The organism is Nocardia sp. NPDC059236 (assembly GCF_042754085.1).
In the GTDB taxonomy this organism is placed as follows: domain Bacteria; phylum Actinomycetota; class Actinomycetes; order Mycobacteriales; family Mycobacteriaceae; genus Nocardia.
On sequence record NZ_JBHZAF010000027.1, the window covers coordinates 33,954 to 57,531 of the forward strand.

At 68.1% G+C, this 23,578-nt stretch carries 23 protein-coding genes and 2 pseudogenes; 18 read left to right on the forward strand and 7 right to left on the reverse strand.

Annotated features, from left to right (window positions below):
- Positions 1 to 23: 23 nt before the first annotated feature.
- The 5 genes and pseudogenes from cobT to ACFXIV_RS42025 form a co-directional block, all read left to right on the forward strand.
- Positions 24 to 1,868 (forward strand): nicotinate-nucleotide--dimethylbenzimidazole phosphoribosyltransferase, encoded by a 1,845-nt coding sequence (gene cobT / locus ACFXIV_RS42005; protein ID WP_379402579.1) that lies wholly within the window; start codon positions 24 to 26, stop codon positions 1,866 to 1,868.
- Between the two features lie 201 nt (positions 1,869 to 2,069).
- Positions 2,070 to 2,816 (forward strand): adenosylcobinamide-GDP ribazoletransferase, encoded by a 747-nt coding sequence (locus ACFXIV_RS42010; RefSeq protein WP_379402608.1) that lies wholly within the window; start codon positions 2,070 to 2,072, stop codon positions 2,814 to 2,816.
- 301 nt (positions 2,817 to 3,117) lie between these two features.
- Complete coding sequence (locus ACFXIV_RS42015; protein WP_379402578.1) at positions 3,118 to 3,924, forward strand: DUF4239 domain-containing protein; 807 nt, start codon at positions 3,118 to 3,120, stop codon at positions 3,922 to 3,924.
- Between the two features lie 42 nt (positions 3,925 to 3,966).
- Positions 3,967 to 4,932, forward strand: a complete 966-nt coding sequence (locus ACFXIV_RS42020; RefSeq protein WP_379402577.1) for a hypothetical protein — start codon at positions 3,967 to 3,969, stop codon at positions 4,930 to 4,932.
- Positions 4,933 to 5,049, forward strand: a pseudogene (locus ACFXIV_RS42025) (2-keto-4-pentenoate hydratase); the annotation flags it as partial. It lies immediately after the preceding gene.
- 20 nt (positions 5,050 to 5,069) lie between these two features.
- On the opposite strand, the gene ACFXIV_RS42030 reads toward ACFXIV_RS42025, so the two are convergent.
- Positions 5,070 to 5,933, reverse strand: coding sequence for a MetQ/NlpA family ABC transporter substrate-binding protein (locus tag ACFXIV_RS42030; protein ID WP_379402576.1), 864 nt, complete (start codon positions 5,931 to 5,933; stop codon positions 5,070 to 5,072).
- A gap of 147 nt (positions 5,934 to 6,080) precedes the next feature.
- Here ACFXIV_RS42030 and ACFXIV_RS42035 point away from each other — a divergent pair, with 147 nt between their 5' ends.
- From ACFXIV_RS42035 to ACFXIV_RS42045, 3 genes are read left to right on the forward strand one after another with little or no spacing between them, the layout of a single operon-like run.
- Positions 6,081 to 6,956, forward strand: a complete 876-nt coding sequence (locus ACFXIV_RS42035; RefSeq protein WP_379402575.1) for a MetQ/NlpA family ABC transporter substrate-binding protein — start codon at positions 6,081 to 6,083, stop codon at positions 6,954 to 6,956.
- The gene (locus tag ACFXIV_RS42040) at positions 6,953 to 8,056 is read left to right on the forward strand and encodes a methionine ABC transporter ATP-binding protein (protein WP_379402574.1); all 1,104 of its coding nucleotides are present in this window, start codon (positions 6,953 to 6,955) and stop codon (positions 8,054 to 8,056) included. The genes ACFXIV_RS42035 and ACFXIV_RS42040 overlap by 4 nt, the downstream gene beginning before the upstream one ends.
- Positions 8,057 to 8,082: 26 nt before the next feature.
- Positions 8,083 to 8,745 (forward strand): methionine ABC transporter permease, encoded by a 663-nt coding sequence (locus ACFXIV_RS42045; RefSeq protein WP_364616575.1) that lies wholly within the window; start codon positions 8,083 to 8,085, stop codon positions 8,743 to 8,745.
- Positions 8,746 to 8,773: 28 nt separating this feature from the next.
- Here ACFXIV_RS42045 and ACFXIV_RS42050 read toward each other — a convergent pair whose 3' ends face one another.
- On the reverse strand, positions 8,774 to 10,192 hold the full coding sequence (locus tag ACFXIV_RS42050; protein WP_379402573.1) for a DUF1254 domain-containing protein: 1,419 nt from the start codon (positions 10,190 to 10,192) through the stop codon (positions 8,774 to 8,776).
- A 138-nt stretch (positions 10,193 to 10,330) separates the two neighbouring features.
- Between ACFXIV_RS42050 and ACFXIV_RS42055 the strand changes: the two genes are divergently transcribed.
- Entirely contained in the window at positions 10,331 to 10,717 is a 387-nt protein-coding gene (locus ACFXIV_RS42055) for an amidohydrolase family protein (RefSeq protein ID WP_379402572.1), read from the forward strand.
- Positions 10,718 to 10,945: pseudogene (locus tag ACFXIV_RS42060) on the forward strand (amidohydrolase family protein); the annotation flags it as partial.
- A 55-nt stretch (positions 10,946 to 11,000) separates the two neighbouring features.
- Here ACFXIV_RS42060 and asnB read toward each other — a convergent pair.
- A complete protein-coding gene (asnB, locus tag ACFXIV_RS42065; protein ID WP_379402571.1) occupies positions 11,001 to 12,968 on the reverse strand; it encodes an asparagine synthase (glutamine-hydrolyzing) in 1,968 nt (655 codons plus the stop codon).
- A gap of 314 nt (positions 12,969 to 13,282) precedes the next feature.
- On the opposite strand from asnB, the gene ACFXIV_RS42070 reads away from it, so the two are divergent.
- Positions 13,283 to 14,401: a cytochrome c oxidase subunit II gene (locus ACFXIV_RS42070; protein WP_379402570.1), complete on the forward strand. Its 1,119-nt coding sequence runs from the start codon at positions 13,283 to 13,285 to the stop codon at positions 14,399 to 14,401.
- Positions 14,402 to 14,413: 12 nt separating this feature from the next.
- Entirely contained in the window at positions 14,414 to 14,830 is a 417-nt protein-coding gene (locus ACFXIV_RS42075) for a cytochrome c oxidase subunit 4 (RefSeq protein ID WP_354847810.1), read from the forward strand.
- A gap of 132 nt (positions 14,831 to 14,962) precedes the next feature.
- On the opposite strand, the gene ACFXIV_RS42080 is transcribed toward ACFXIV_RS42075, so the two are convergent.
- Together ACFXIV_RS42080 and ACFXIV_RS42085 are read right to left on the reverse strand one after the other, a co-directional pair.
- Positions 14,963 to 15,781, reverse strand: coding sequence for an SDR family NAD(P)-dependent oxidoreductase (locus tag ACFXIV_RS42080; protein ID WP_379402569.1), 819 nt, complete (start codon positions 15,779 to 15,781; stop codon positions 14,963 to 14,965).
- A 122-nt stretch (positions 15,782 to 15,903) separates the two neighbouring features.
- Complete coding sequence (locus ACFXIV_RS42085; RefSeq protein ID WP_379402568.1) at positions 15,904 to 17,163, reverse strand: FAD-dependent oxidoreductase; 1,260 nt, start codon at positions 17,161 to 17,163, stop codon at positions 15,904 to 15,906.
- Between the two features lie 167 nt (positions 17,164 to 17,330).
- Here ACFXIV_RS42085 and ACFXIV_RS42090 point away from each other — a divergent pair, with 167 nt between their 5' ends.
- The 3 genes from ACFXIV_RS42090 (at position 17,331) to ACFXIV_RS42100 (ending at position 19,768) form a co-directional block, all read left to right on the forward strand.
- The gene (locus ACFXIV_RS42090) at positions 17,331 to 18,533 is read left to right on the forward strand and encodes a hypothetical protein (protein WP_379402567.1); all 1,203 of its coding nucleotides are present in this window, start codon (positions 17,331 to 17,333) and stop codon (positions 18,531 to 18,533) included.
- A 114-nt stretch (positions 18,534 to 18,647) separates the two neighbouring features.
- A complete protein-coding gene (locus tag ACFXIV_RS42095) occupies positions 18,648 to 19,202 on the forward strand; it encodes an NADAR family protein (RefSeq protein ID WP_379402566.1) in 555 nt (184 codons plus the stop codon).
- Positions 19,203 to 19,231: 29 nt separating this feature from the next.
- Positions 19,232 to 19,768 carry an NUDIX domain-containing protein gene (locus ACFXIV_RS42100; protein ID WP_379402565.1) on the forward strand — a complete coding sequence of 179 codons (537 nt, stop codon included), beginning with the start codon at positions 19,232 to 19,234 and terminating at the stop codon, positions 19,766 to 19,768.
- Here the strand turns inward: ACFXIV_RS42100 and ACFXIV_RS42105 are convergent.
- Positions 19,765 to 20,184, reverse strand: a complete 420-nt coding sequence (locus tag ACFXIV_RS42105; protein WP_379402564.1) for an SRPBCC family protein — start codon at positions 20,182 to 20,184, stop codon at positions 19,765 to 19,767. The genes ACFXIV_RS42100 and ACFXIV_RS42105 overlap by 4 nt on opposite strands.
- Positions 20,185 to 20,384: 200 nt before the next feature.
- Between ACFXIV_RS42105 and ACFXIV_RS42110 the strand changes: the two genes are divergently transcribed.
- Complete coding sequence (locus ACFXIV_RS42110; RefSeq protein WP_379402563.1) at positions 20,385 to 20,717, forward strand: hypothetical protein; 333 nt, start codon at positions 20,385 to 20,387, stop codon at positions 20,715 to 20,717.
- Between the two features lie 3 nt (positions 20,718 to 20,720).
- Here the strand turns inward: ACFXIV_RS42110 and ACFXIV_RS42115 are convergent, their stop codons facing one another.
- On the reverse strand, positions 20,721 to 21,470 hold the full coding sequence (locus tag ACFXIV_RS42115) for an SDR family oxidoreductase (RefSeq protein ID WP_379402562.1): 750 nt from the start codon (positions 21,468 to 21,470) through the stop codon (positions 20,721 to 20,723).
- Positions 21,471 to 21,821: 351 nt separating this feature from the next.
- On the opposite strand from ACFXIV_RS42115, the gene ACFXIV_RS42120 reads away from it, so the two are divergent.
- Together ACFXIV_RS42120 and ACFXIV_RS42125 are read left to right on the forward strand one after the other, a co-directional pair.
- Positions 21,822 to 22,418: a QsdR family transcriptional regulator gene (locus ACFXIV_RS42120; RefSeq protein WP_379402561.1), complete on the forward strand. Its 597-nt coding sequence runs from the start codon at positions 21,822 to 21,824 to the stop codon at positions 22,416 to 22,418.
- Complete coding sequence (locus ACFXIV_RS42125; protein WP_379402560.1) at positions 22,415 to 23,554, forward strand: serine hydrolase domain-containing protein; 1,140 nt, start codon at positions 22,415 to 22,417, stop codon at positions 23,552 to 23,554. Before ACFXIV_RS42120 ends, ACFXIV_RS42125 begins: the two co-directional genes overlap by 4 nt.
- The last annotated feature ends 24 nt before the right edge of the window (positions 23,555 to 23,578 follow it).

Sequence of the window (23,578 nt, forward strand, 5' to 3'; positions counted from 1 at the left end):
GCTGCAGTTGATACCGTGCTGACGTGTCGCACACTGCTCAGACAACCGATCGGCCGCTGCGGACCCTGGTGCTCGGTGGCGCCCGGTCCGGGAAGTCGGCTTACGCGGAACAGTTGGTCGCGTCGGAGGCGGTGCGGTACGTAGCCACCGCGGTGGCCGATCCGGCCGACGCCGACTTCGCCGAACGTATTGCGGCGCACCGGGCTCGGCGGCCCGCGAACTGGACGATCGTGGAGGGCGACGCCGTCGCCGCACTGGCCGAGGCCACCCCCGTCACCCTGGTCGACGACCTGGGCACCTGGCTGACCGCGCGCCTCGACGCTCGCGCCGCCTGGGAGTCGCCGCGCGGCATCGTCGCGCCGGATATCGATGCGCTCGTCAGCGCGGTGGCCGGATACGGGCAGCGGCTGATCATCGTCAGCCCCGAGGTGGGGCTCGGCATCATTCCGGCGACCGCCTCCGGTCGTCTGTTCCGCGATGAGATCGGCACGCTGAACCAGCGGCTCGCGGAGGTTTGCGACGAGGTCTTCCTGGTGGTGGCCGGGCAGCCGATGCGGATCAAGCCGGACGTCGCGGCCGCACTCGCGGATGCGGCCGCAGCGAATTCTGCCGCCGCAGTGGCGACGTCGGCCCAGGCTTACGGAGCCGACGCGGATGAGGCTGCGGTGCAGCCGGTTTCAGCAGCAGGAGCGACGACTGTAGCCGCACTGGGTGCCGCGGCCGGTGCGGGCGCGACGGCCGAAGCTGATTCGGATGAGGCTGGCTCTGCGACCGCTGACGGACCGGTTCTGACCAAGCCCGTGCGGATTTCGTTCGGGCCGGTGCAGGGTCCCGACGCCGGGGTGCGGAAGGCCGCGGAGGAGCGGCAGTTGCAGCTGACCAAGCCCGCCGGGGCGCTGGGGCGGCTGGAGAAGCTGGCCAACTGGGTCGCGGCATGTCAGGGTGTGTGCCCGCCCAAGCAGTTCGAGCGGGCTCGGGTGGTGGTCTTCGCGGGCGATCACGGGGTGGCGCAGCACGGGGTGTCGGCCTACCCGAGCGAGGTGACCGGGCAGATGGTCGCCAACTTCCTGAACGGCGGGGCGGCGGTGAATGTGCTGGCGCGCCTGGCCGATGCCACCGTCCGGGTCGAGGACATCGCGGTGGATTCCGATACCGCGCCGGAGATCTCGCGGCACAAGGTGCGGCGGTCCAGCGGTTCCATCGATCGTGAGGACGCGCTGACCGAGGCCGAGGTGCAGGCGGCGCTGACAGCGGGCGCGACCATTGCCGACGAGGAAATCGATTCCGGCGCAGACCTTCTCATCGCCGGTGACATGGGTATCGGCAACACCACGCCCGCCACTGTGCTGATCGCGGCCGTCACCGACACCGAGCCGGTGATCGCCGTCGGCCGCGGCACCGGCGTCGACGATGCCGGATGGATCCGCAAGACCGCCGCCGTCCGCGACGCCATGTGGCGGGCCCGCCCGGTGGTGAAGGACCCGGTTGCCCTGCTGCGCACCGCATCCGGCGCGGACTTCGCCGCCATGGCCGGCTTCCTCGCCCGCGCGGCGGCCCGCCGCACCCCGGTCATCCTGGACGGCGTCGTGGTCACCGCCGCCGCCGTGGTCGCCGACCAACTGGCCCCGGGCGCCCGCGCCTGGTGGGTGGCGGGCCACCGCTCCAGCGAGCCCTCCCACACCATCGCCCTCCAGCGCCTCGACCTCGAGCCCCTGGTCGACATGAGCATGCGCCTGGGCGAAGGCTCCGGCGCGGTTGCGGCTCTGCCGCTGCTCCGCGCCGCGGTCGCCACCCTCGGCGAAATGGCGACCTTCGATTCCGCCGGAGTCAGCACCGCCGACACGGGCGCCGAAGCCGCCGGTGCCTAGCTCCCCACCGCTCGCGGCACCGAGTCCCGCCTCGCGAGACGCGGTGCCGCGCAACCCGGTACGACGCCAAGCGGTCGTTACGTCCCGGCCGAATGCCGCCGCCCGCGACCGGCGCGCGCACGGCAGCTCCGCCGATGTGCCCGGCACCGGGGTGGTCGGAGCTGTGCAATGGGCAGTGTGGGAACGGTTCCGGGGGATCGCGTGAACGCGGTTCGGCTGGCGGTGTCGTGGTTGACCGTGCTGCCGGTGCGGGGGCCGGACGAGGTGGATCGGGCCGTGGCGGGGCGGGCGATTGCGTGGGCACCGCTGGTCGGGGTGCTGCTCGGGGGACTGGGCGCCGGATTGCTGTGGGGGCTGGGTGAATTGGGGGCCGGGTGGCTGCTGGCCGGGTTTGTGGCGGTGGCCGGGCTGGCGTTGATCACGCGGGGGATGCATATCGACGGGCTGGCCGACACCATGGATGGGCTGGGGAGTTATGGGTCGCCGGAGCGGGCTCGGGAGATCATGAAGAGTGGTGGGGCGGGGCCGTTCGGGGTGGCGGCGCTGGTGTTCGTTATTGGGATTCAGGCGGTTTCGCTGGGGGCGTTGGCCGGGGGCGGGCGGTGGCTCGCGGTGGTGGTCGCGGTCGCTGTCGGGCGGGTCGCGGTTGTGCTGGCCTGCCGGAGGGGGATCGAGGCGGCTCCGGGTGCAGGATTCGGGGCGCTGGTAGCGGGGACGCAGCGTCCCGTCCTGGGTTTCGTATGGGGTGGGATCGCGTGTCTCGCAGCGGTGTTCGCCACCGGGAATCCGTGGCAGGGGCCACTGGCCGTGGTGGTGGCGCTGGCAGGGGCGATGTTGCTGGTGCGGCACTGTGTGCGGCGGTTCGGCGGCCTCAACGGTGACGTGCTCGGTGCTGCACTGGAAGTGAGCGTCACGGTCGCTGCCGCAGTGCTGTCGTTCGCCTGCTAGGTGGTGCGGCGGGATTCCTCGCCGCCAACTGCATGGGCTGAAGGTCGGTGCCATCGGCCGGGAATTCGGCAGCCGGAGCCAAGCTCGCGGGATCGGGACGAAGGTGTCGGCGGGCAGCATCCGTTGGGCTCAGTCGATGAGCAGCGCGACACGCCGAGTATGGGAAATATCGAGGCGCGCAGTGGATTTGCCGCATTCGTCGCAACCGGGTGGCAGTTCGTTTGCCCTTCGCGATCCGACCGCCCGGTGGCCGCGAATACCTCATGATCGCAACTGCCGTGGGTGGGAATGGAGTCGTGCAATGCTCGGAATCCTGATGCAGCTGGGTGTGCTGGTGTTGTTCGCGGTCGTGGCGGTGGGGGTCTTCGTCGTCGGGGATCGGGTGCGGCCGAAGTCGTGGCGGCACAGCGACGATGCGGGGGCGGGGCACATGATGCTGGACATGGTCAATATGTTCTTCGCGGCCATTGTGGCGTTCGTGGTGGTGATCCTCTGGGAGCAGTACGACACCTCCCATGAGCACACGGTGAGCGAGGGCAAGGCGCTGGTCAGCGTGTACGAGACCGCCAATGACATGCCGGCGCAGGATCGTAAGCAGATCCAGTCGCTGGTGACCGACTACACCAAGCAGGTGATCGGCGACGAGTGGAAGGTCATGGAGGAGCAGCGGCGACTGAGCCCGGCCGCGCAGGCGACGCTGGACGATCTGCGCCAGGCGGTGGCCTCCGCGCCCGCCACCGACGCCGATGCCAAGTCGACCCAGGACAAGGCGCTCACCGCGGTGGACGCGATCGCCGAGGCTCGCTACGACCGCGGCCTGGATGCGGCATACCGACTGCCTGGATTCCTTTATGTGGCACTGTGGTTCGCGACCGTCATGCTGCTGTTCGGCACGGTCTTCTCCGGCGTGGTGGTCACCAAGCGCAGCATCCTCATGACCGGACTCTTCGGTGTGGTGATCGGCGCGGTCATCGTGGCCATCTACCAGCTGGACCAGCCGTTCTCAGGCGGCAATCACGTCTCCAAGGACGCCTACGAGCTGGCCCTGGCCCGCTTCCAGCACATCGCCTCGGACGCGCCGGTGGCCAGCGGCGGCAATCCGCGCTGATCTGCTCGACCGAGCAACCCGCACTTGGCTTTCGGAGGCAAGGTGAACGGAACTCGAAGAACAGCCCGAGGATTCGCGGCGGCGACGGCGGTACCACTGACCGCGGCGCTGCTCGCCATTCATCCGAAGGTAGCGGCCGCCGATCCCGGACTACTGGAGCTCCCGCCGATCGGTGAGATCATCAGCGGCAGCGCGTCTCCGGACACCGGGGCCGCACCGATCGACGCGTCCACGGGGAGTGCACTCGGGCTGGGCACAGGCAGCAGCTACACCGGTAGCCAGGGCGGCGCCGGCAAGGGTGGGGCCACCACCGGCAGCTCGGCGGGAGTGGCGCAGAGTCCGGTGGCCGGAGTCCCGCTCGGTACCGGCGCGTCCGGCAGCGCCGAACCAGCGGACGGAACCGCGTCGCGCACAGCGGATCTCGCAATACCCGGACCGGCCACGGAGAGTCCGGCCGCCGCCCCGAACACCCTCGGCGGCCTGCTCGGCCTGAACTCGGGCAGCGTGCTCACCGCCTGTGCGGGCAGCGCTGTGCTGGGCAGTGCGGCACTGGGTTTGGGCCTTCTGACCGGCAGCAGCATGGGCTCGGGGTTGATCGGCCCCGGCTTCGTGCCCGGGTCCAGCGGGCTGGTCGGGCCGGGCTCGGCCGGAGCGGGCAGCGTGGCGGTGGGCAGCGCGGCCACCGGAAGCGCACTGCTGACCTGCATGCTCATGCTGCCGGTGCGCATGGCGCCGGGACCCGGTATCCCGCTGCAGATCCCGCCCGCGCCTGCCATTGTGCCCGCGGCCGCACCGATACCCGTACCGGCGCCTGCGGCGATTCCCCCTGCCCCGATGCCGGTTCCGCCGCTGCCGCCCCCACCGCCGCCCGTCGAGTACGCCGCCCCCGTCCCACCCGAGCAACGGCTGCCTCTAACCGCTCTCCAGGTCATGACCGTCATGATCATCACCATCATCGCCGGGGCCCGCGCCCGCCTCGCTCGTGCCCACCGCGGAGCGGTCGACTAGCGCAAGGTCGCCTCAACCGCGGTGCGCCTCGAGGCAGGCGACATCGTGCTGCCCGGCTCCTGCACCCGCGCCGTCGACGCCCGCCCGGGCGACGAGTTCATCGGCGAGTTCGCGGGAAGCAGTCGTCGAGTCGAAAGTCATTGCCGGAATCTGGCTTCCAGGTCAGTTGAGGTGGCTTGGAGATCAGCCGGGGTGTTGGTCTTGAAAATGCCCTGGAATCCCGCCTCGGCCTTGATCGCCGCCTCCACCTCCGGGTCGTGGTAGATCTGCGTCAGCTGCACGTACTTCGGGTTGTCCTTGTCTGCGGCCCGCGCGGCGAAGATGTTGATGTACTGCTTCAGGTCCGGACGGTTCGGGTCATCGGTGTAGATGATCCGATCATTGGTCAGCCCCGCCTGCCGCGCCCAGGTGTCGTCGACGTAGGCGGCATCCACGCTGTCCAGCGACGCGGCGGTCAGCGTCGGGTCGATGGTGGTGAGCCGGACCTTGGAGGCGGACTTGTCGACGTCCTCGAGCTTCGAATCCCACGAGCCGCCGTTCTTCAGCACGATCAGCCCGGCGGCGGCCAGGTTCAGCAGCGGCCGCACCTGATTGGCGGGATTGTTGCTCAGGGTGATCTCCCCGCCCTGGGGGATCTCCGACACCGACCTGTGCTTCTTCGAATACAGGCCCAGCGGATAGATCTCCGTGGCCCCGATCGGCACGAGCGTGTCGTTGTTGCGGGCGTTGTAGTTGGCCAGATACCGGATGTGCTGGAACTTGTTGAGGTCGATGCGCCCCTGGGACAGCGCCGGATTCGGCTGGTTGTAGTCGGTGAAATTGGTGAACTCGACCGTGATGCCCGCGGCGGCGGCCTTCCTCTTGAACACGTCCCAGTGCGGTTGTGAGAGATCGTTCACGCCGATGCGGACCACGTCGCCATGGTGTTCCGTGCCACAGGCGGCCGTCAGGGCCAGCGCGAACAGGACCGGAATCACCAGGAAACGGCGGAATTTTCGCATTTCAGGCACCGTAGGCGAGCGGTCGTCGCGGCCGGAAGCGTTTGGCTCCCCGGGATCGCAATCATTGCCCGGCGATTGCCCGCACGGTTGCATGGCCGGGTTCGATTTCCACCGGTCACGAAGCAGTACAAGCATGCGGGAGCACGAGTGAAATTCCATCGGGTACTGGCGATCCCGGTCCTGGTAGCAGCCGTCGCGAGCCTCACCCTCACGGCCTGCGGCAGCAGCGGCGACTCCGGCGGCACCACGGTGCGCATCGGCACCACCGAGTCCGATCCGCACTGGGACGTCTTCAAGGACAAGGCCAAGGAACAGGGCATCAGCCTGAATATCGTCCACTACTCGGACTACTCGCAGCCGAACACGGCGCTGGCGCAGAAGCAGATCGATGTGAATCTGTTCCAGCACTTGCAGTTCCTGGGGCAGTACAACGTGGCCAACAATCAGGATCTGACGCCGATCGGGGCGACGCAGATCGTGCCGCTGGGGCTCTACTCCAAGAAGCACAAGTCGGTTGCCGAGATCCCGCAGGGCGGGGAGATCGCCATTCCGAACGATCCGACGAATCAGGCGCGGGCGCTGTTCGTCCTGCAGGCGGCCGGGCTGCTGAAGATCAACGGGTCCGTTCGCCAGCCGACGCCCGCCGACGTGGACAAGGGCGCGTCCAAGGTGAAGGTGACCGCGGTCGACGCGGCGCAGACGGCGCTGTCGCTGGAGTCGGTGGACGGGTCCGTCGTCAACAACACCTACCTGCTCAAGTCCGGAATCGATCCGAAATCCGCGCTGTACAAGGATGATCCGGGCAATCCCGGCGCCGAGCCGTACATCAATGCGTTCGTGACCCGGGCCGCGGACAAAGGCAATGCCACCTACCTGAAGCTGGTGGACATCTTCCACAGCCCCGAGGTGCAGAAGTCGGTGCAGGAGGATTCCAAGGGCACCGCGCTCGAAGTGACGAAGAGCGGGCCCGAGCTGGAGCAGATCCTGGCGCGGGTGCAGCAGACGATCCGCGACACCAAGTGAGCGACGACGGTGCCGCAACCGGCGAGAATTCAGCCGCGACCGGCAGGAACTCCGTCGCGGCCGTCGAATTCCGGTCGGTCACCAAGGTTTTCCGGACCGGTAAGCAGGGCCACACGGCGCTCGACAACATCGACCTGCGCATCGAGAAGGGCGAGATCTTCGGTGTGATCGGCTATTCCGGCGCGGGCAAGTCCACGCTGGTCCGGCTGATCAACGCCCTCGAGCAGCCCACCGACGGCACCGTGCTCGTCTCCGGAGACCCCATCACCGGCGTCCCGGAATCGCGGGTGCGGCAGCTGCGCCGCGATATCGGCATGGTGTTCCAGCAGTTCAACCTGTTCCGCTCGCGCACCGCCGCCGGCAATATCGAGTACCCGTTGAAAGTGGCGGGCTGGCCACGTGCACGGCGGAAGGCGCGCGTGGCGGAACTGCTGGAGTTCGTGGGGCTTTCGGACAAAGCGCGCAACTACCCGGACCAGTTGTCCGGCGGCCAGAAACAGCGCGTTGGCATCGCCCGGGCACTGGCCACCTCGCCGTCACTGCTGCTCGCCGACGAGGCGACCTCGGCGCTGGACCCGGAGACCACCGGCGAGGTGCTGCGGCTGCTGAAGAAGATCAACCGCGAGCTCGGCGTCACCATCGTGGTCATCACCCACGAAATGGACGTCATCCGCGCGGTGGCAGACCGCGTGGCAGTGCTGGCCGAGGGCCGAATCGTGGAGTTGGCCAGCACGTTCGAGGTGTTCTCGGCACCCGCCGCCCCACCCACCCGATCATTCGTCGAGACGGTCCTGCACAACCGTCCGACCGCCGACGAACTACAGCGGCTGGGAGAACGGCGTGCTGGCCGCCTGGTGACCGTTGCCGTCGACGACGAGAACGGGATCGGTCCGGCCCTGTCCGCCGCCGCAGCCCAGGGCGTGAGCTTCGAGATCGTCTTCGGCGGCGTGAGCACCTTGCAGGACAAAACCTTCGGCAGCCTGACCCTGGCCCTGGACGGCCCCGAGGACGCCGTGCGCCAGGTCGCCGAGCGCCTCGAGTTGGGGGCATCCGTTCGCAGGGCGGCGGTGGAGGCCGAGAGCGATCGGAGGAGTGCATGAGCGGCGGTGTGAGCAGTTTGGCTGCGGTGCATACGGATTGGGATCGGCTGCGGCCTGTGCTCAGCGAGGCTGTTGGGACCACGATCTACCTGGTGCTGCTCACCTTTGTTGTCGGCGGCACCATCGGGCTGGCGTTGGGGACCGCGCTCTATACGACGCGGAAGGGTGGGTTGCTGGCGAATGCGCCGATCAATCTGGTGTTGAACGTGCTGGTGAATGTGGTGCGGCCGATTCCGTTCATCATCTTGCTGGCTGCGTTGGGGCCGGTGACGCTGAAGGTGATCGGGACGACGATCGGGACGGATGCGGCGGCGTTCGTGATGATCGTGGCGGCTTCGTTCGGGATCGCGCGGATTGTCGAGCAGAATCTGGTGACCGTGGATCCGGGGGTGATCGAGGCGGCGCGGTCGATGGGGGCGGGGCCGCTGCGGATCATTCTCACTCTGCTCATTCCGGAAGCGTTGGGGCCCTTGGTACTCGGGTACACCTTCGTTGTCATCGCCATTGTCGATATGTCCGCGATGGCCGGGACGGTCGGCGGGGGCGGGCTGGGCGACTTCGCGCTGGTGTACGGCTATCAGCGGTTCGACTGGCAGGTCACGCTGGTGGCGACGCTGATCATTATCGCCGGGGTGCAGGGCATTCAGTTCCTCGGCAACTGGCTGGCCCGCCGGGTGCTGCGCCGATGAGGACGCGCGCGACCCGGCGGGACATTGGTCAGCTCAGCTTCTCCAGCTTCGGGACCTGCCACTGCCCGTTCAGCACCTCGTCTTTCGGCGCGTATAGCCGCAGGGTGAGGGAGAACGGGCCGGTCTCCGGAATGGGCAGCCAGTGTCCGTCGGGCACGTCCGCGCCGGGATCGGCGCTCTGCACGGCGATCTCGACCGTGCCGTCGGCGGCGGGTTTGAGCGGCACCAGGTGGCCCACAGAGTAGATGCCCGCCGGATTCTGGATCAGGTAGCTCTGCTCGTCGTAGGCCGTGAGCGACCAGAACGCGCCGACCGGCGGCAGCTGATCCTTGGCGAAGGTCACCCGGAATCGGCTGCCGCTCTCGGCCTTCGTGTCGATGCTCGGATACACCGCGTCCCGGGGCAGATTCGCGCCCAGGCCGACCGCCGCGACCTGCGCCCGCAACATGTAGTTCGTGCCGTACGTGCCGATATTGAGATCGAAGGTCCAGTCGTTCTGATGCTGGGCCTGGGGGTCCCGGAAGGCGGCGAGCTGTTTGCGAGCATCGGCGATGGCCGCGGTGAGGACGTCCGGGGGCGCGGTGCTCGCGGTGGCGTCGGCGGTGATGCCGATGGCGGCGAACCGCTTCATGGCCTCGGCGTCATCGGGCGCGGGCGGGTTGCGGGCCATCACCGCGCACATGCGGGTGAAGAAGGTGGGGCCGTCCATCTTCATCACCATCTGGGCCGGGACGCCGCCGCCCGCGAGCTGGGCGCCCGGGCCGCCGTGCACCGCGCTCGGGTCGGCGCTCCAGTCGCTGAGCGGGGCCAGCTTCAGCTTCTGCTGCAGAGCCCGCACGTGCTTGATGTCGTTGTCGCCCTTGTACTCGATGCGGCCGAGCAACCAGCTGGTGTCGGTGGGCATGGCCAGCTGGGTCATGCCGTCGGGCACCGTGCCCTTCCAGCCCGGCCCGGTGACCAGGTAGGTGTACGGCGGGCTGGTAACCCCGTCGTCGAGCCGGGGGTTCGTGCTGGCCGGATCGTGCACCGTGTTGGTCCACGCGTCCAGGAGCTGCATGAGCCAATATCGGCCGGATTCGATGGCGGGCACCTGCACCACCATCGGCTCGGTGCTCAGGTCCAGCCAGGCCTGCGAGTAGAGGGTGTCCAGGTTGAGCCGGACCACCTGCTTCTCCTCCGGCGTGGGCGGATTCTGGTGCACGAATTGATTGGCCGGGCCGCCGGTTTCGCGGGTGACGTCCATGAGCACCAGCGGAAATCCGAAGATGTAGGCATCGGTGGCGATGGCCCTGGGGTCGTTGGAGGCGGGGGTGGTGGTGGTCGCGGTCGAGCTGCTGCCCGACTTGCCGCAGGCGGCCAGGCCGAGGGTGGCCAGCGCGGCGGCGCCGAGTCCGAGGGCCGAGCGGCGGTTGACGCGCGGGGCGTCGCCAGTGGACGGGAGATCCATTGATACCGAGTCCTTTCCGAGAGGGTGTGGTGGCGAGGAGGACTTCCGGTGAAACGAACACCCTATTGCAGTAGCACTGCAAGTATAGTGGCTAACCAGTGGTTACCGTACTGCTGCGGCAGCGAGGGAGCGCGCAAAATGAGCTCGGCCGATCTGATCGTCACCGGTGGACCGATCGTCACCGTCGACGCGAACCACCCGAATCCCACCCACGTCGCCGTGACCGACGGCCGGATCGTCGCCGTCGGCGGGGACGAGGTGCTGGACCGGCGCGGCGGCGGCACCGAGATCGTCGATCTGGGCGGGCGGGCGCTGCTGCCGGGATTCGTTGAGGCGCACACCCATCCGACCCAGGACCAGATGATGTTCACCGACCTGGTCGTCGACATCCGCCCGGTCACCACCTGCCCCGCCGCCGAGGACGTGCTGCGCACCATGAAGGAGACGCTGGCCGCCGCGCCCGCCGGGCGGCCCGTCATCTTCTACGGCGGCCCGGCGACCGCGAGCACGCCCGGGGCCTCGTGAGTCCTCGCCCCGGAGGAGCGGATCAGCGTCGACGACGCCCTCGCCGCCCAGACCATCAACCCCGCCTGGCAGCTCTTCGCCGAGAACATCGCCGGATCCATCACCCCGGGCAAGTACGCCGATCTCGTTGTCCTGGACCGCGACCCGCGCACGACCGACCCGGACACCTGGCACGACATCGCCGTCCACGCCACCTACCTCGCGGGAAACCCCACCTACCAGGCATAGACGAACGTGAAGGGCCGCGCACCCGGACGGGTGCGCGGCCCTTCACGGAGGACGACTACAGGTTGACCGGGTAGGTCGGTTCCTGGATCTCGGGCTTGATGCGGTTCTCGACGAAGATGCCGTGCCAGATCATGAAGACGATCAGGGTCCAGAGGCGGCGGCTGTGGTCGACCGGGCCGGTGCGGTGGGCCTCCAGCATGGCCAGGATGGCCTGTTTGTTGAGCAGGTGGTCGGTGCCGGACTCGGTGATCTGGGCGCGGGCCCAGTCGTAGAGCTCCGGGCCGCGCAGCCAGTGGCGCAGGGGGACCGGGAAGCCGAGCTTGGCGCGGTTGAGGACATGCGGGGGCACGATGTCCGTGAGCGCCTGGCGCAGGGCGTATTTGGTGGTTTCCTTGGTGATCTTCTGGTCGACCGGGATCTTCTCGGCGACCTTGAAGACCTCGGGGTCCAGGAAGGGGACGCGCAGTTCCAGGGAGTTGGCCATGGTCATCTTGTCGGCCTTGACCAGGATGTCGCCGCGCAGCCAGGTGAACAGGTCCAGGTGCTGCATGCGCGCCACCGGATCCCAGTGGTAGCCCTGCATGGCGTAGATGGGGGCGGTCACGTCCTGGTGGGTCCACTCGGGGCGGAATTCCCGCAGCACCGAACGCAATTGGGCGTCGTTGAAGCTGCGGGCGTTGCCGTAGTAGCGCTCCTCCAGGGTGAGCGAGCCGCGGTGCAGCAGGCTCTTGCCGCGGGTGCCCTCCGGAATCCGGTCCGACAGCCTGCCCGCCAGCTTGCGCAGCGGCTTGGGCAGGAATTCGAAGGGCTTGAGCGACAGCGGTTCCCGGTAGATGGTGTAGCCGCCGAACAGCTCGTCGGAACCCTCGCCCGACAGCACCACCTTGACGTGCTTGCGGGCCTCCTTGGCCACGAAGTACAGGGGCACCAGCGCCGGGTCGGCCACGGGCTCGTCCAGGTACCAGACGATCTCGGGAATGGCGGCCGCGTACTCCTCGGGGGAGACCATGCGGATGTAGTGCTTGGCGCCGATGGCCTCGGCGGTCTCGGCCGCCACATCGGCCTCGGAGTAGCCCTGCCGCTCGAACGCCGAGGTGAAGGTCAGCAGGTTCGGGTTGTGCCGAATGGCCAGCGCCGCAATGGCGGTGGAGTCGATGCCGCCGGACAGGAACGCGCCGACGGTGACGTCCGCGCGCATGTGCTTGGCGACGGAGTCCTCGAGTGCCTCCGCGATCTCCCGGTACCGCTTGGCCTCGCTGCCCGCCGCGAACTTCTGCACCCGGAACTGGGGGTTGAAGTAGCGGGTCACCCGCGGGGTCTCGCCCGGCTCGACCCAGGCGTAGCAACCGGATTCGAGGCGGCGGACGTCCTTGTGCAGGGTCTCGGCCTCGGGCACGTACTGCAGCACCGTGTAGTGCTCGAGCGCGCGCGGGTCCAGGTCGTCGGAAAGCTCCAGCGCCGGAAGCAGACCCAGCAGGCTCTTCTTCTCGCTGGAGAAGGCGGTGCCGCCGGCGCCGGTGGCGATGAACAGCGGCTTGATGCCGAACGGGTCGCGCGCCAGGAACAGCTTGTTCAGCTGCGTGTCCCAGATCGCGAAGGCGAACATGCCGCGCAGCCGGCTCGCGGCCTTGGCGCCCCAGTAGTGGAAGGCGGCCATGATGGCCTCGCCGTCGCCCTCGGTGCGGAACATCGGCTCATCGCCGAACTCCGCCTCGTGCGCCTCCTTCAACTCGGCGCGCAGCTCGAGATAGTTGTAGATCTCGCCATTGAAGGTCATGGCGTACCGCTCGGGGTTCTCCGGCGGACCCCAGCGCAGCGGCTGGTGCGAGTGCTCGATATCGATGATCGACAGGCGGTTGAAGCCGAAGATCATGCGGTCGTCGTTCCAGGTGCCGCGCTCGTCGGGGCCACGATGGCGCTGGCAGTGCAGGGCCTCGTACACCTGTGCCGCGGTGGTTTCGACCGTCCGCCCATCCGGAGTAGTAGCCGTTGTAGCTGTCAGAAATCCGAGCAGACCACACACTGCGCCGAGAACCTCTTTCCGGGGTCTAGGGATTGGGGCGTACCCGCACGGGCACGCTGGACGCGAAACCTACTGCCCGAGTATGCCGTACCCGGGCAGATCCCGCCGCCAGAGGCCGTATCCACTGCATATGAGGTTTCCGGAGTGTCGAAAGGGACCCAGTCACAACGGGGGCGGTTCTTTGGTCTACGCTGCGTAGTACTTGGGAAACTCTCAGGGTCGGTTGCGCGTTCGCGCGTATCCTCCCCGAGGTCCAGAACTGTGCTGAAAATGTGTCGCCCGGCGGAAGGGAGTCCGGGCGACGCGGTGTCGGAATGACGACCAGGAAGGCGTTGAGCGTGGCGCACAAGGCGAGCGAGGCGATAGGGGCACGACCCGCCCGGGGTCGGCGGGGCCGCATCCTTCGGCGGGCCGGGCTGGCGGTGTCCTTGGGGATGACCGCGATGCTCGTCTCCGGCTGCTCGATCGACAACCCGTGGCTTCGGTTCGGCTGGCCCTCGGGCATCACGCCGCAGGCCACCCGCATGCGCGAGCTGTGGACCTGGTCCGTGCTCGCCGCCCTCGCGATGGGCGTGCTGGTGTGGGGCCTGACCTTCTGGACCATCGCGTTCCACCGCAAGAAGCCGAACTCCCCGGAGTTCCCGCGGCAGACCGGTTACAACGTGCCGCTGGAGCTGAGCTACACGGCGATTCCGTTCGTGATCATCGCCGTGCTGTTCTACTTCACCGTGGTGGTGCAGAACTACGTCCACGAGAAGGTCGGTAACCCGGACGTCGTGGTCGACGTGACCGCGTTCCAGTGGAACTGGAAGTTCGGTTACCAGAAGGTCGACCTCAAGGACGGCAGCCCGGTCTACGACGGCGTCGACACCGAGCGCCAGGACATGAACCAGGACATCAAGGACCGCTACAAGGAAGCGACCAAGGATGGCCACCCGCAGCCGGGCCCGAACAACGGCCTGCCCGCGAACGACATCTCGTACCTGCACTACGACAAGGTCGAGACCGTCGGCACCTCCAACGAGGTTCCGGTGCTGGTCCTGCCGTCCGGCAAGAACATCGAGTTCCAGCTGGCCGCCGCGGACGTCATCCACTCGTTCTGGGTGCCGGAGTTCCTGTTCAAGCGCGACGTGATGCCGAACCCGAAGCAGAACAACTCGGACAACGTCTTCCAGATCACCAAGATCGAGAAGGAAGGCGCGTTCGTCGGCCGGTGCGCCGAGATGTGCGGCACCTTCCACTCGATGATGAACTTCGAGATCCGCGTGGTGTCCCCGGCGGACTTCCAGAAGTACATGGACGCGCGGATCAAGGACCACAAGACCAACGCCGAGGCGCTGGCCAGCATCGGTCAGTCGCCGGTGGCGACCTCCACCAAGCCGTTCAACACCGACCGCAAGGCGCGCGGTAACGAACTCGCCGACGCCAAGTGAGGATGAACTGACATGAAGGTCGAAGCTCGCATCTTCGAACTGATCACGGTGTTCTTCGTGATCGTGGCCGTCGTGTACGGCTACTTCACCGGCCGCTCGCGCACCGGCGTCGAGTGGGCGGGTACCACCGCCATCGTGCTGTCGGCGGGCCTGGCCCTGATCGTGGCCACCTACTTCCGCTTCGTCGCCCGTCGTCTGGACCTGCGTCCCGAGGACTACGAAGAGGCGGAGATCGTCGACGGCGCCGGCGACCTGGGCTTCTTCTCGCCCGGCTCGTTCTGGCCCATCCTGCTGGCCGGTGCGGGCTCCATCGCCGCCCTCGGCTTCGCGTTCTTCCAGTTCTGGCTGATCGGCCTCGGCGTGATCTGCATCCTGGTCGCCGCCGGCGGCCTGGTGTTCGAGTACCACCTCGGCCCGGAAAAGCACTGACGTAGCTCACGAAGCGCCCCACCCGGATTCCGGGTGGGGCGCTTTGCTGTTCGCACATGGGTTGGGAATGTGACCGGGGGAGAACGGGTTTCGGGCTCGCGGGGTGTGAGTCCGAGAGACTTTCGGTCGAGCTCAGATACCCAGGGCGTGCTTGAGGCGGGTGGTCCGCGGGGACATGGAGGTCAGGCCCAGGAGGGCTCGGGGGAAGCGGGGCTGGATTTGCGGCGGGCGGGTGCGGATGGCGGTTTCGATCCAGCGGGCGGCCTCGGCGGGGTCCAGGGCGGGGTTCTCGGGGAGGTGGGCGGGGGAGCCGGAGCCGAGCGTGAAGGCGGGGTACCGGACCGTGGTGACGTGGATGCCGCGGGGGGAGAGTTCGGCGTCGGCGCATTGGCCGAAGGTGGTCCAGGCGGCCTGGGCGCTGGCGTAGGAGGCGAAATTGGGGGCGGCGCCGGTGTCGGCGCTCCAGGGGCCGACATTCACCACGTGGCCGGAGCCGCCGGCCAGCATGGCGGGCAGCAGGCCGAGGGTCAGGCGCAGGGGTCCGAAGTAGTAGGCGGCCATCATGCGCTGGTAGTCGCGGAAGCGGTCCAGGGATTGCAGCACCGGGCGGCGGGTGGGGCGGCCGGTGTTGTTGACGAGGACGTCGACGGTGTCGAACTCGGTGAGCAGCCACTCGACCAGCTGATCCACATCGCCGAGGGCGGAGATGTCGCAGCGGAACCAGTGGGCGCGGCCCCCGGCCTCGATGATGGTGGCGCACTCCTCGACCAGCTGAGAGCCGTTGCGCGCCACCAGGATTACCTCGGCACCGTGAAAACCCAGTAGTCGCACGGTCTCTCGGCCGATCTCGGAGCAGGCGTCGGTGACGACGATTCGTTTGCCCTCGATGGGGCGTTCCCCCGCAAGGGATCCAGCGGTGCGGGGACGGCGGGCAGCACGGAATTCGATCATGGGACAGGCAACCTTCATCTGAGGATTGAGCATGAACCATGCACCGACACCCCGCCGACAGTGCCGATACCGCCGCCCCGCCCGGCTGCTAACCGATAGCTGGCGGTGCGGCGGAACACATTCTATTCGGTCGGGTCATAACGCCGGGCGCGTTCGGCGAGACAGATCTCGTCGATTGCGGACACGATGTCCCGCAACAGTTCCGAGGGCAGCGCCGCCGGCCGCAACCGGCAGGTGAAGGTGATGAAGCCGTGGTCCTCGTTGTCGAGTTCGCGCAGGTAGCGAGACCGTACGCCATAGGTCATGGCCGAGATGACGGTGAAGCAGCCGGTGCGTTCGCGGTGCCCGGCGAACAGGTCGTGCAGGCCGTGGAAGACCCGGGCGTAGGAGGACAGGGGCGCGAAAACCGAGACGCGGTACGCCGGTCCGCGCTCGGAGGAGCTGATGACGGTGTCGGCCAGGTACTCGGCGTCGCGCAGGGTCAGCACCTTCGGAGCGAACATGAGCGCGCCGGCGGCGGCATTGCGGACCGGCATACCGGCGCGGCCGCCCGCGGATGCGGCGATGGCGCCCAGCGACTTTCGGGCGCGCGCGCCGACCTCGCGGCGGGCGCGCAGCGAGAGGTTGGGGGTGGTGGGGTGCAGGCTCGACCACTGGCCGAAGCGCACGGTGCCCAGCTGCACGGTGCCGGTACCGACCGGCCGGGCAACCTTCAGGGGCGCGGTGTCCACCCAGCGGCCCACCTGCAGCATGGCGTCACCCGGCGACTGGATCTCGCGATAGGAGTGCTCCACCCAGGTGTCGAAGTCCAGGAACCGGTGCGCGTCGGTGGTGAGCCAGGTGCGGTCCTTGTCCACACTGGTGACCTCGAGCGTCAGCGCGGTGATGATCCCGGTGCGCCCGCCGCCGCCCAGGATCCGGCGGAACCGCTCCGCGTGATGCGTGCGCCCGCAGGTGCCGAATCGCCCGTCCTGATCGACGTATTCGAGCTCGACCACATTGTCGCTGAACATGCCGAAGCGATGCGACGCCGCCGACAGCCCGCCCACTGCCGCGAATCCGCCCGCTGTGATGTCCCGATGGTCGCCGACCACGGGCAGCCCGAGCCCGTGTGCGCCCAGCGTCCGGTCGATGTCGTAGAGGCGCGCCCCCGCCTGCACCCGCACCGTCCTGGCGTCGGCGTCCACCACCTGGACCCGGTTCATCTTCCGCAGGCTCAGCACGCCGCCCTGATCGGGCAGCGCGAGCTCGTCCTCCGGCCGTTCCCCACCCCGGATGATCAGCGGTTTCGTCGAACGACGTGAATCCCGAACGGTCCGAACCACATCCGCGGTATCGCGGGGCAGAAATTCGTCGGGGTGGGTGGAGACGGGCGTGCTCATGGCGCTACAGCTAACCATAGTCACGCGCATTGTGCTCGTCCTTGGACGGGCGTCCTAGTGAGCACTGCGCGGACACGCCGTGAACAGCGCGTTTTAGGTTGTGGGACACAGGTTCCCTGCGGGTTTGCGGGCAGCGTTTGTCGCCCCTCGCGCGTAGAGTCCGGGCCATGAGTTTCCTGGGCGGGGTGTTCGGTTCGCCACGAAATCGGTTCGGCAAGAAGGTTTTGGAACAGGTGCTCGGCTACGAGGCCGTGGAGACGGCGCACTTCGACACCGAGGCGTTCGAGATCGGCTACCGGCTGAAGAACGGGTACGTCGCCAAGATGAACCTGGGCACGCTGTACCGCCGGTTCGACGGGAAGATCACCGCCGGGCTGTTCCAGGCCGTCGACAGCCTCATCCTGCCGCCGGAGGCGCCGCAGGGCTGGGAGCAGGTGGCGCCCAGGCTGCGACCGGTGCTGCGGCGGGCCGGGTACGGGTCGGGCACGATCCGGGTCGGTGAGCTGGAGGGGCGGGACCTGGTGCTCTCGCGTCCGGCGCTGCCGTTCCTGATCGAGATGGTGGTCATCGATCTGCCCAGCACCGTGCAATTCGTGACGAAGCAGGAACTGTCGAGCTGGGGCGTGGACGCCGAGCAGGTCTACGCCGTCGCGCACGCCAATCTCACCGAGCTGGCCATGAACACGCTGGAGGCCCTCGAACCGCCGCAGGGGATGCGGGTGATGGACTTCGTCGACGACGACGGCGAGAGCTATGTCGGTTCGCTGCCGCTGGTGGCCGGGTGGCTCGAGGGCGTGCGGGCTCGAACCGCCACGCGCCCACTGCTTTTCCTACCCGGGCACCTGGGCATGCTGGTCGTGCTGGGCGCGACGCCCACCGCCCTGCCGCAACTGCTGGCGCTGGCGGCGGAGCGGCTCGAGGGGGCGCTGCGACCGCTGTCCGCGGTTCCGTACACCGTCGACGACAACGGCGACGTGGTTCCGTTCGAGGTGGCCGCGGATCATCCGGTTTACGGGCTCATCCGCCGCGCGCAGGCGCAGCTCGCGGTGGCGGCGTATCACGCGCAGACCGAGCGGCTGCGCGCCGAGGCGGAGCGCGAGGGCGCGATCATGGAACTGCTGCACGTGCGGGCGCCCGACGGCAGCGAGTACACCATGACCTCCTGGACCGACGGGGTCACGAATCTGCTGCCCGCCGCCGATTTCATCTGCTTCGTCACCGGCGACGGCGATGTCTTCCGCGTCGCCTGGGAGGACGTGTCCGGGCTGGTGGCACTGGAACTCGCCGCCGAGTACGACCCACCGCGCTATCGCGTGCACGACCATCCGCCCGCCGAGATCATGAACCGCCTGCGCACACTCGCCAGCTGACTGTGTGCCCTGCGACCAACTCGGTGCCCTGCAACCAAGTCGGTGCGGCGGCGCGCCGTCGGTGTGGCGCGTTATCCGCACGATTCTGTCGCCTCGGTCGGCTAGGGTCGCGGCGTGGACAGGGCGCAGCTGACAGCGGACATGGCCGACGGGGCGAGACCGGAGTTCCTCTTCTTCTGGGGGCACACCCGCACCCCCGGCCACGAGGTCGGCAAGTGGGTGCTCAGCCAGTGGTGGCAGGTCGAATTCAGCGTCGACGGCCAGAACTATGGCAGCGCAGAGCATTTCATGATGGCCGAGAAGGCTCGCCTGTTCGGCGACGAGGACATGCGCACCCGCATCCTGTCCAGCGACACCCCCGCCGACGCCAAGCGCATGGGGCGCGCCATCTCCGGCTTCGACCAGGACACCTGGGAAGCCCATCGCTTCGACATCGTGCTGCGCGCCAGCATCGCCAAATTCGGCCAGCACGACCAGCTCCGCGACTTCCTGCTCGCCACCACCGGCAAGGTGCTCGTCGAAGCCGCTCCCCGCGACACCATCTGGGGCATCGGCCTGGGTGCCGACAACCCCTCCGCCGCCGACCCGGCGCGCTGGCGCGGCGAGAACCTGCTGGGCTTCGCCCTCATGGACGCCCGGGACGCCCTGGCCCCGGCCCGCCAGTCCTGACCCGCCCCGCGGTGGGGGAGGATCGGGGGATGGACACGCTGCGGAGTCGTGAGGTGTACGCGAATCGGTGGATCACGCTGCGAGAGGACGTGGTTCGGCAGGCCGACGGGGAGGAGTCGGTGTACGCCTACATCCGGAAGGCGGATTTCGCGATCGTGATTCCGTGGGATGGCGAGCGATTCCACCTGGTCGAGCAGTATCGGTATCCGCTGGGGCGCAGGTGCTGGGAGTTCCCGGGCGGGGCGGTGGCGGGGGAGAGCGATCCGATCGCGGTGGCCCGGCAGGAGCTGCGGGAGGAGACGGGGTTGCGGGCCGGCCGGCTGACGGCGCTGGGGAAGGTGGCGCCCGCCCCGGCCACCAGCACGCACTACGGGACCGTGGTGCTGGCCACCGAGCTGACGGCGGGGCCGCACGAGCGGGAGCCCTCCGAGATGGACATGGAGTCCGCCTGGTTCACCCGGGACGAGGTGGAGGCCATGATCCTGGCGGGCGCGATCGTGGATGCCCAGAGTGTGGCCGCGTATTCCCTGCTGTTGCTGCACGAAAGGCGCGGCGGGCTGGGCTAGCCCCGGTCGGCGTGCTCGATGAGGCCCGCGACGACCTCGGGGAAGTCGGCGGTGATCTGGGGGCCGATCTCGGGGCCGAGGGTGGCGGCGGCGGGGCCGGTGATTTCGGTGCGGTAGACGACGCGGGTGGCGCCGGAGGGCAGGGCGTCGAGGCGATGCTGGGTCAGCACCTCGAAGCCCTCGCCCAGGAAGACGTCGCTCCAGAGTTCGCCGTCGACGATCTCCACGAAGCACAGCTCCACGGTGTCACCGTCCGGCGAGGTCATGCGGAAGGTGGTGCCGGGCGCGAAAGGCCCGTCCAGCTCGAAGGTTTCGATGCCGGGGTTCCATTCGGGCCAGCGGCTCGGGTCGGACCAGCTGCGCCACAGCGCCTCCCGGGGCACGGTGGTCTCGGCGCTGTGTTCGTACTCCCACATGATCTCGTCCTCGATCGAAGTTCAGTCGGATAGACGGTTTATCACATTCGAAACCTGAAGATCCGCTGAAGGTGAACCGCGATCGCCCTTGCGTCTTGCCGGGAATGGCGTTTAATCGGCGTCGCGGTCCATGCATCGAAGGGCCGGGGGATTGATCATGGATCGTATTGGTGCACACGACGATACGAAGAGTGATCGATATGCGCGGAAAACTCCGACCGGCACTGATGGTGGTCGCCCTGCTCACGGCTCCCCTGGCGACCGGCCTGGCTACCGCTCACGCCGTGCCTGCGGCGGGCGTCACCGCGGCCCGCCACCACGATGGCGACCAGGATCAGGACGGGAACGGCGATCAGGACGGATCCGGCGGTGGCCAAGGCGGATTCGGCGATCAGAACGGACCCCGCGACCAGGGTGACTGGTGGTTCGTCCACCACTGCATCCAGCAGCACGAGTGGTGGCAGCAGCGCTGCCGGCGCGACGGCCCCGACATGTGGCACCGCGGTGACCCGCAGCCGAACGGCAGCTGGTAGGCCTCACCATTCGATGCGGCCGTACTCCTCCTGTCCCCAGATGTGACCCCAGAACGTGCCCGTCGGGCCGTCGGCGGGCAACGTCGCGAGGTGGACGCTGGGCTCGGCGCCCTGTTCGGCGGTGCGGAAACCGCTGTTGGCGTTGAGATCCGTCGCGGTGTAGCCGGGGTTGGCGGCGTTCACCTTGATGGGGGTGTCCTTCAGTTCGAGCGCGTACAGGACCGTCACCATGTTCACGGCGGTCTTGGACGAGGTGTACGGGATGGCCGAAACCATTTGCGACATGGGGCTGTTCGGATCGGTGCGGCCGACCAGCGAGCCGACCTCGCTGGACACGTTGACGATCCGGGCCGCCTCGGCGCGCCGCAGCAGCGGCAGCAGGGCATTGGTGACAGCGACCAGTCCGAACACATTGGTCTCGTACACGTGCCGCAGGGTGGCGAGGGTGCCCGACGACGGCTTGCCGTCACCGTCGAGGCCGCCGCTGATGGCGGCATTGTTGACGAGAACGTCGAGCCGGCCGAAGTCCGCTTCGATCTGGGCGGCGGCCGCGGCGATGGACTGTTCGTCGGCGACATCGATCCGGACGAAGTGGGCGTCCGCGCCCTCGGCCCGCAGTTTGGCGGCGGCGGCCTGCCCGAGTTCGGGATCCCGCGCGCCGAGCAGGACGGTCATGCCGCGCGCGGCCAGCTGCCGGGCGGTCTCGTAGCCGATGCCCTTGTTGGCGCCGGTGATGAATGCTGCTTTGGTCATGCGAAAAGCATCGCCGCACTGGGGTTTCGGTGGGAGGCCCAAGTTGTACCAGGTTGGGGTGGTGGTCAATTGCTTGACTTCCTGTTTCCTTCGATGCATTTCACGCGGAGGCGTGTCCCGGCATCGGGGCCCAGCACGGGCCGGCCGCTTCGGACCACGCGGCACGTGGTGCGGATGTTCTCCCGATCGGGTGGCTGAGAGGTGTTCGCCGGACCGAGACTGCTCCCTTGGGCCGCATGCGTTGGCGTGGAACATCGGCCCGCCCGCGCGAACGGGGGATTACGCCCTCTGGGTCAACTCTCACGCAACAAATACTTGATTCGTTGCATCAGATGTGAGTATGTTGCATCCATGAGTGGTCTCGGTCACAACAGAGCTCTCGGCAATCAGGCGGTCGCCCTCGCACGGCGCAAATTCCTCGACGGCGACCGGCTGGACATGCAGAAGCTCGCCGCCGAACTGGGCGTCGACCGGTCGACACTGTTCCGCTGGGTCGGTAATCGGGACCAGCTGCTCGCGACGATCCTGTGGTCTCTGGCCGAACCGACTCACCGCGCCGCGGTGGCGGCGACCACACGCACCGGCGTCGCCCGGATCGCGGACGTGACGCGCATGTTCGGGCAAGCGCTGATCAACGCGCCGTTCTTCCGGACGTTCCTGCGCCGCGAACCCGAACGAGCGCTGCGGCTGCTCACCACCAAGGACAGCCCGGTCCAGCACGAAATCGTCAACGCCATCGAGCGCATGGTGCAGCAGGAACTGGACCGCGGGCACCTCATCCATCCGATGTCCGCGCACGACCTGGCCTACCTGATCGCACGCATCGGCGAATCGTTCATCTACGCCGACCTGATCACCGGAGACGACCCCGACGCAGCCAAGGCCGCCATCGCGGTCGCGGCGCTGTTGGGCGATCCGACCTATACACCGAAAGGGATCCACTCATGACTGTGTCCGGGCAATGCCGCCCCCAATTCGATGAGCTACGAACAACTTTCGAGCGGAACATCGCCTCGGGCGAGGAGCTGGGTGCCTCGATCGTCATCGACATCGACGGCGAGATCGTGGTCGACCTGTGGGGCGGTTACTGCGACAGCGAACGAACCCGGCCCTGGGAGAAAGACACCATCACCAACGTATGGTCCTGCACCAAGACGGTCACCAGCCTGGCAGTGCTGATGCTGGTGGACCGCGGCCTGCTCGACGTGCGCGCACCGGTCGCGGCGTACTGGCCCGAATTCGCCGCCAACGGCAAGGAACACATCGAACTGCGTCACCTGCTCTCGCACACCTCCGGTGTCTCGGGCTGGGAGGCGCCCTTCGGCCTCGGCGACCTCTACGACTGGGAGCCGGCCAGCTCGCACCTGGCCGCGCAGGCGCCGTGGTGGGAACCGGGAACCGCGTCGGGATACCACGCGCAGAACTTCGGCCAGTTGCTCGGAGAAGTCGTTCGCCGGGTCACCGGCAAGACCCTCGCGCAGTTCGTCACCGAGGAGATCGCCGGCCCCTTGGGCGCCGATTTCCAGATCGGTGCGCGCGAAGACGATTGGCCCCGCATCGCCGATGTCGTTGCCCCGCCGCCGCTTCCGTTCGAACTCAACGCGCTGCCCCAGGACAACCTCCTGCGCAGAACCCTCGGCACACCCCCGCTCGACGCGGACGCCGCGAACACCGCGCCGTGGCGGCGCGCGGACCTGGGCGCTTACAACGGCCACGGCAACGCACGCTCGCTCGCACGCATCATGTCCGCCATTCCACGCGGCGGAACCGTCGATGACATCACCTTGCTGACCCCGGCCACGATCGAGTTGATCTTCGAGGAACAAAGCAACGGACCCGACCTGGTGCTGGGCGTCCCGCTGCGCTTCGGCATCGGGTACGGCCTGCCGCACAAGCGCCTCGTCCCGTACATCCCCGACGAACGGATCTGCTTCTGGGGAGGCTGGGGCGGCTCGATGGTCGTGATGGATCTGGACCGTCGCATGACCATCACCTACGCGATGAACAAGATGGGCGCCGGCCTCATCGGTTCACCCCGAAGCGAGGCGTACCTGCGGACGGTTTATCAGGTGAGCAACGCCTGATCCCGCCGTAACCCTGGCACCGAG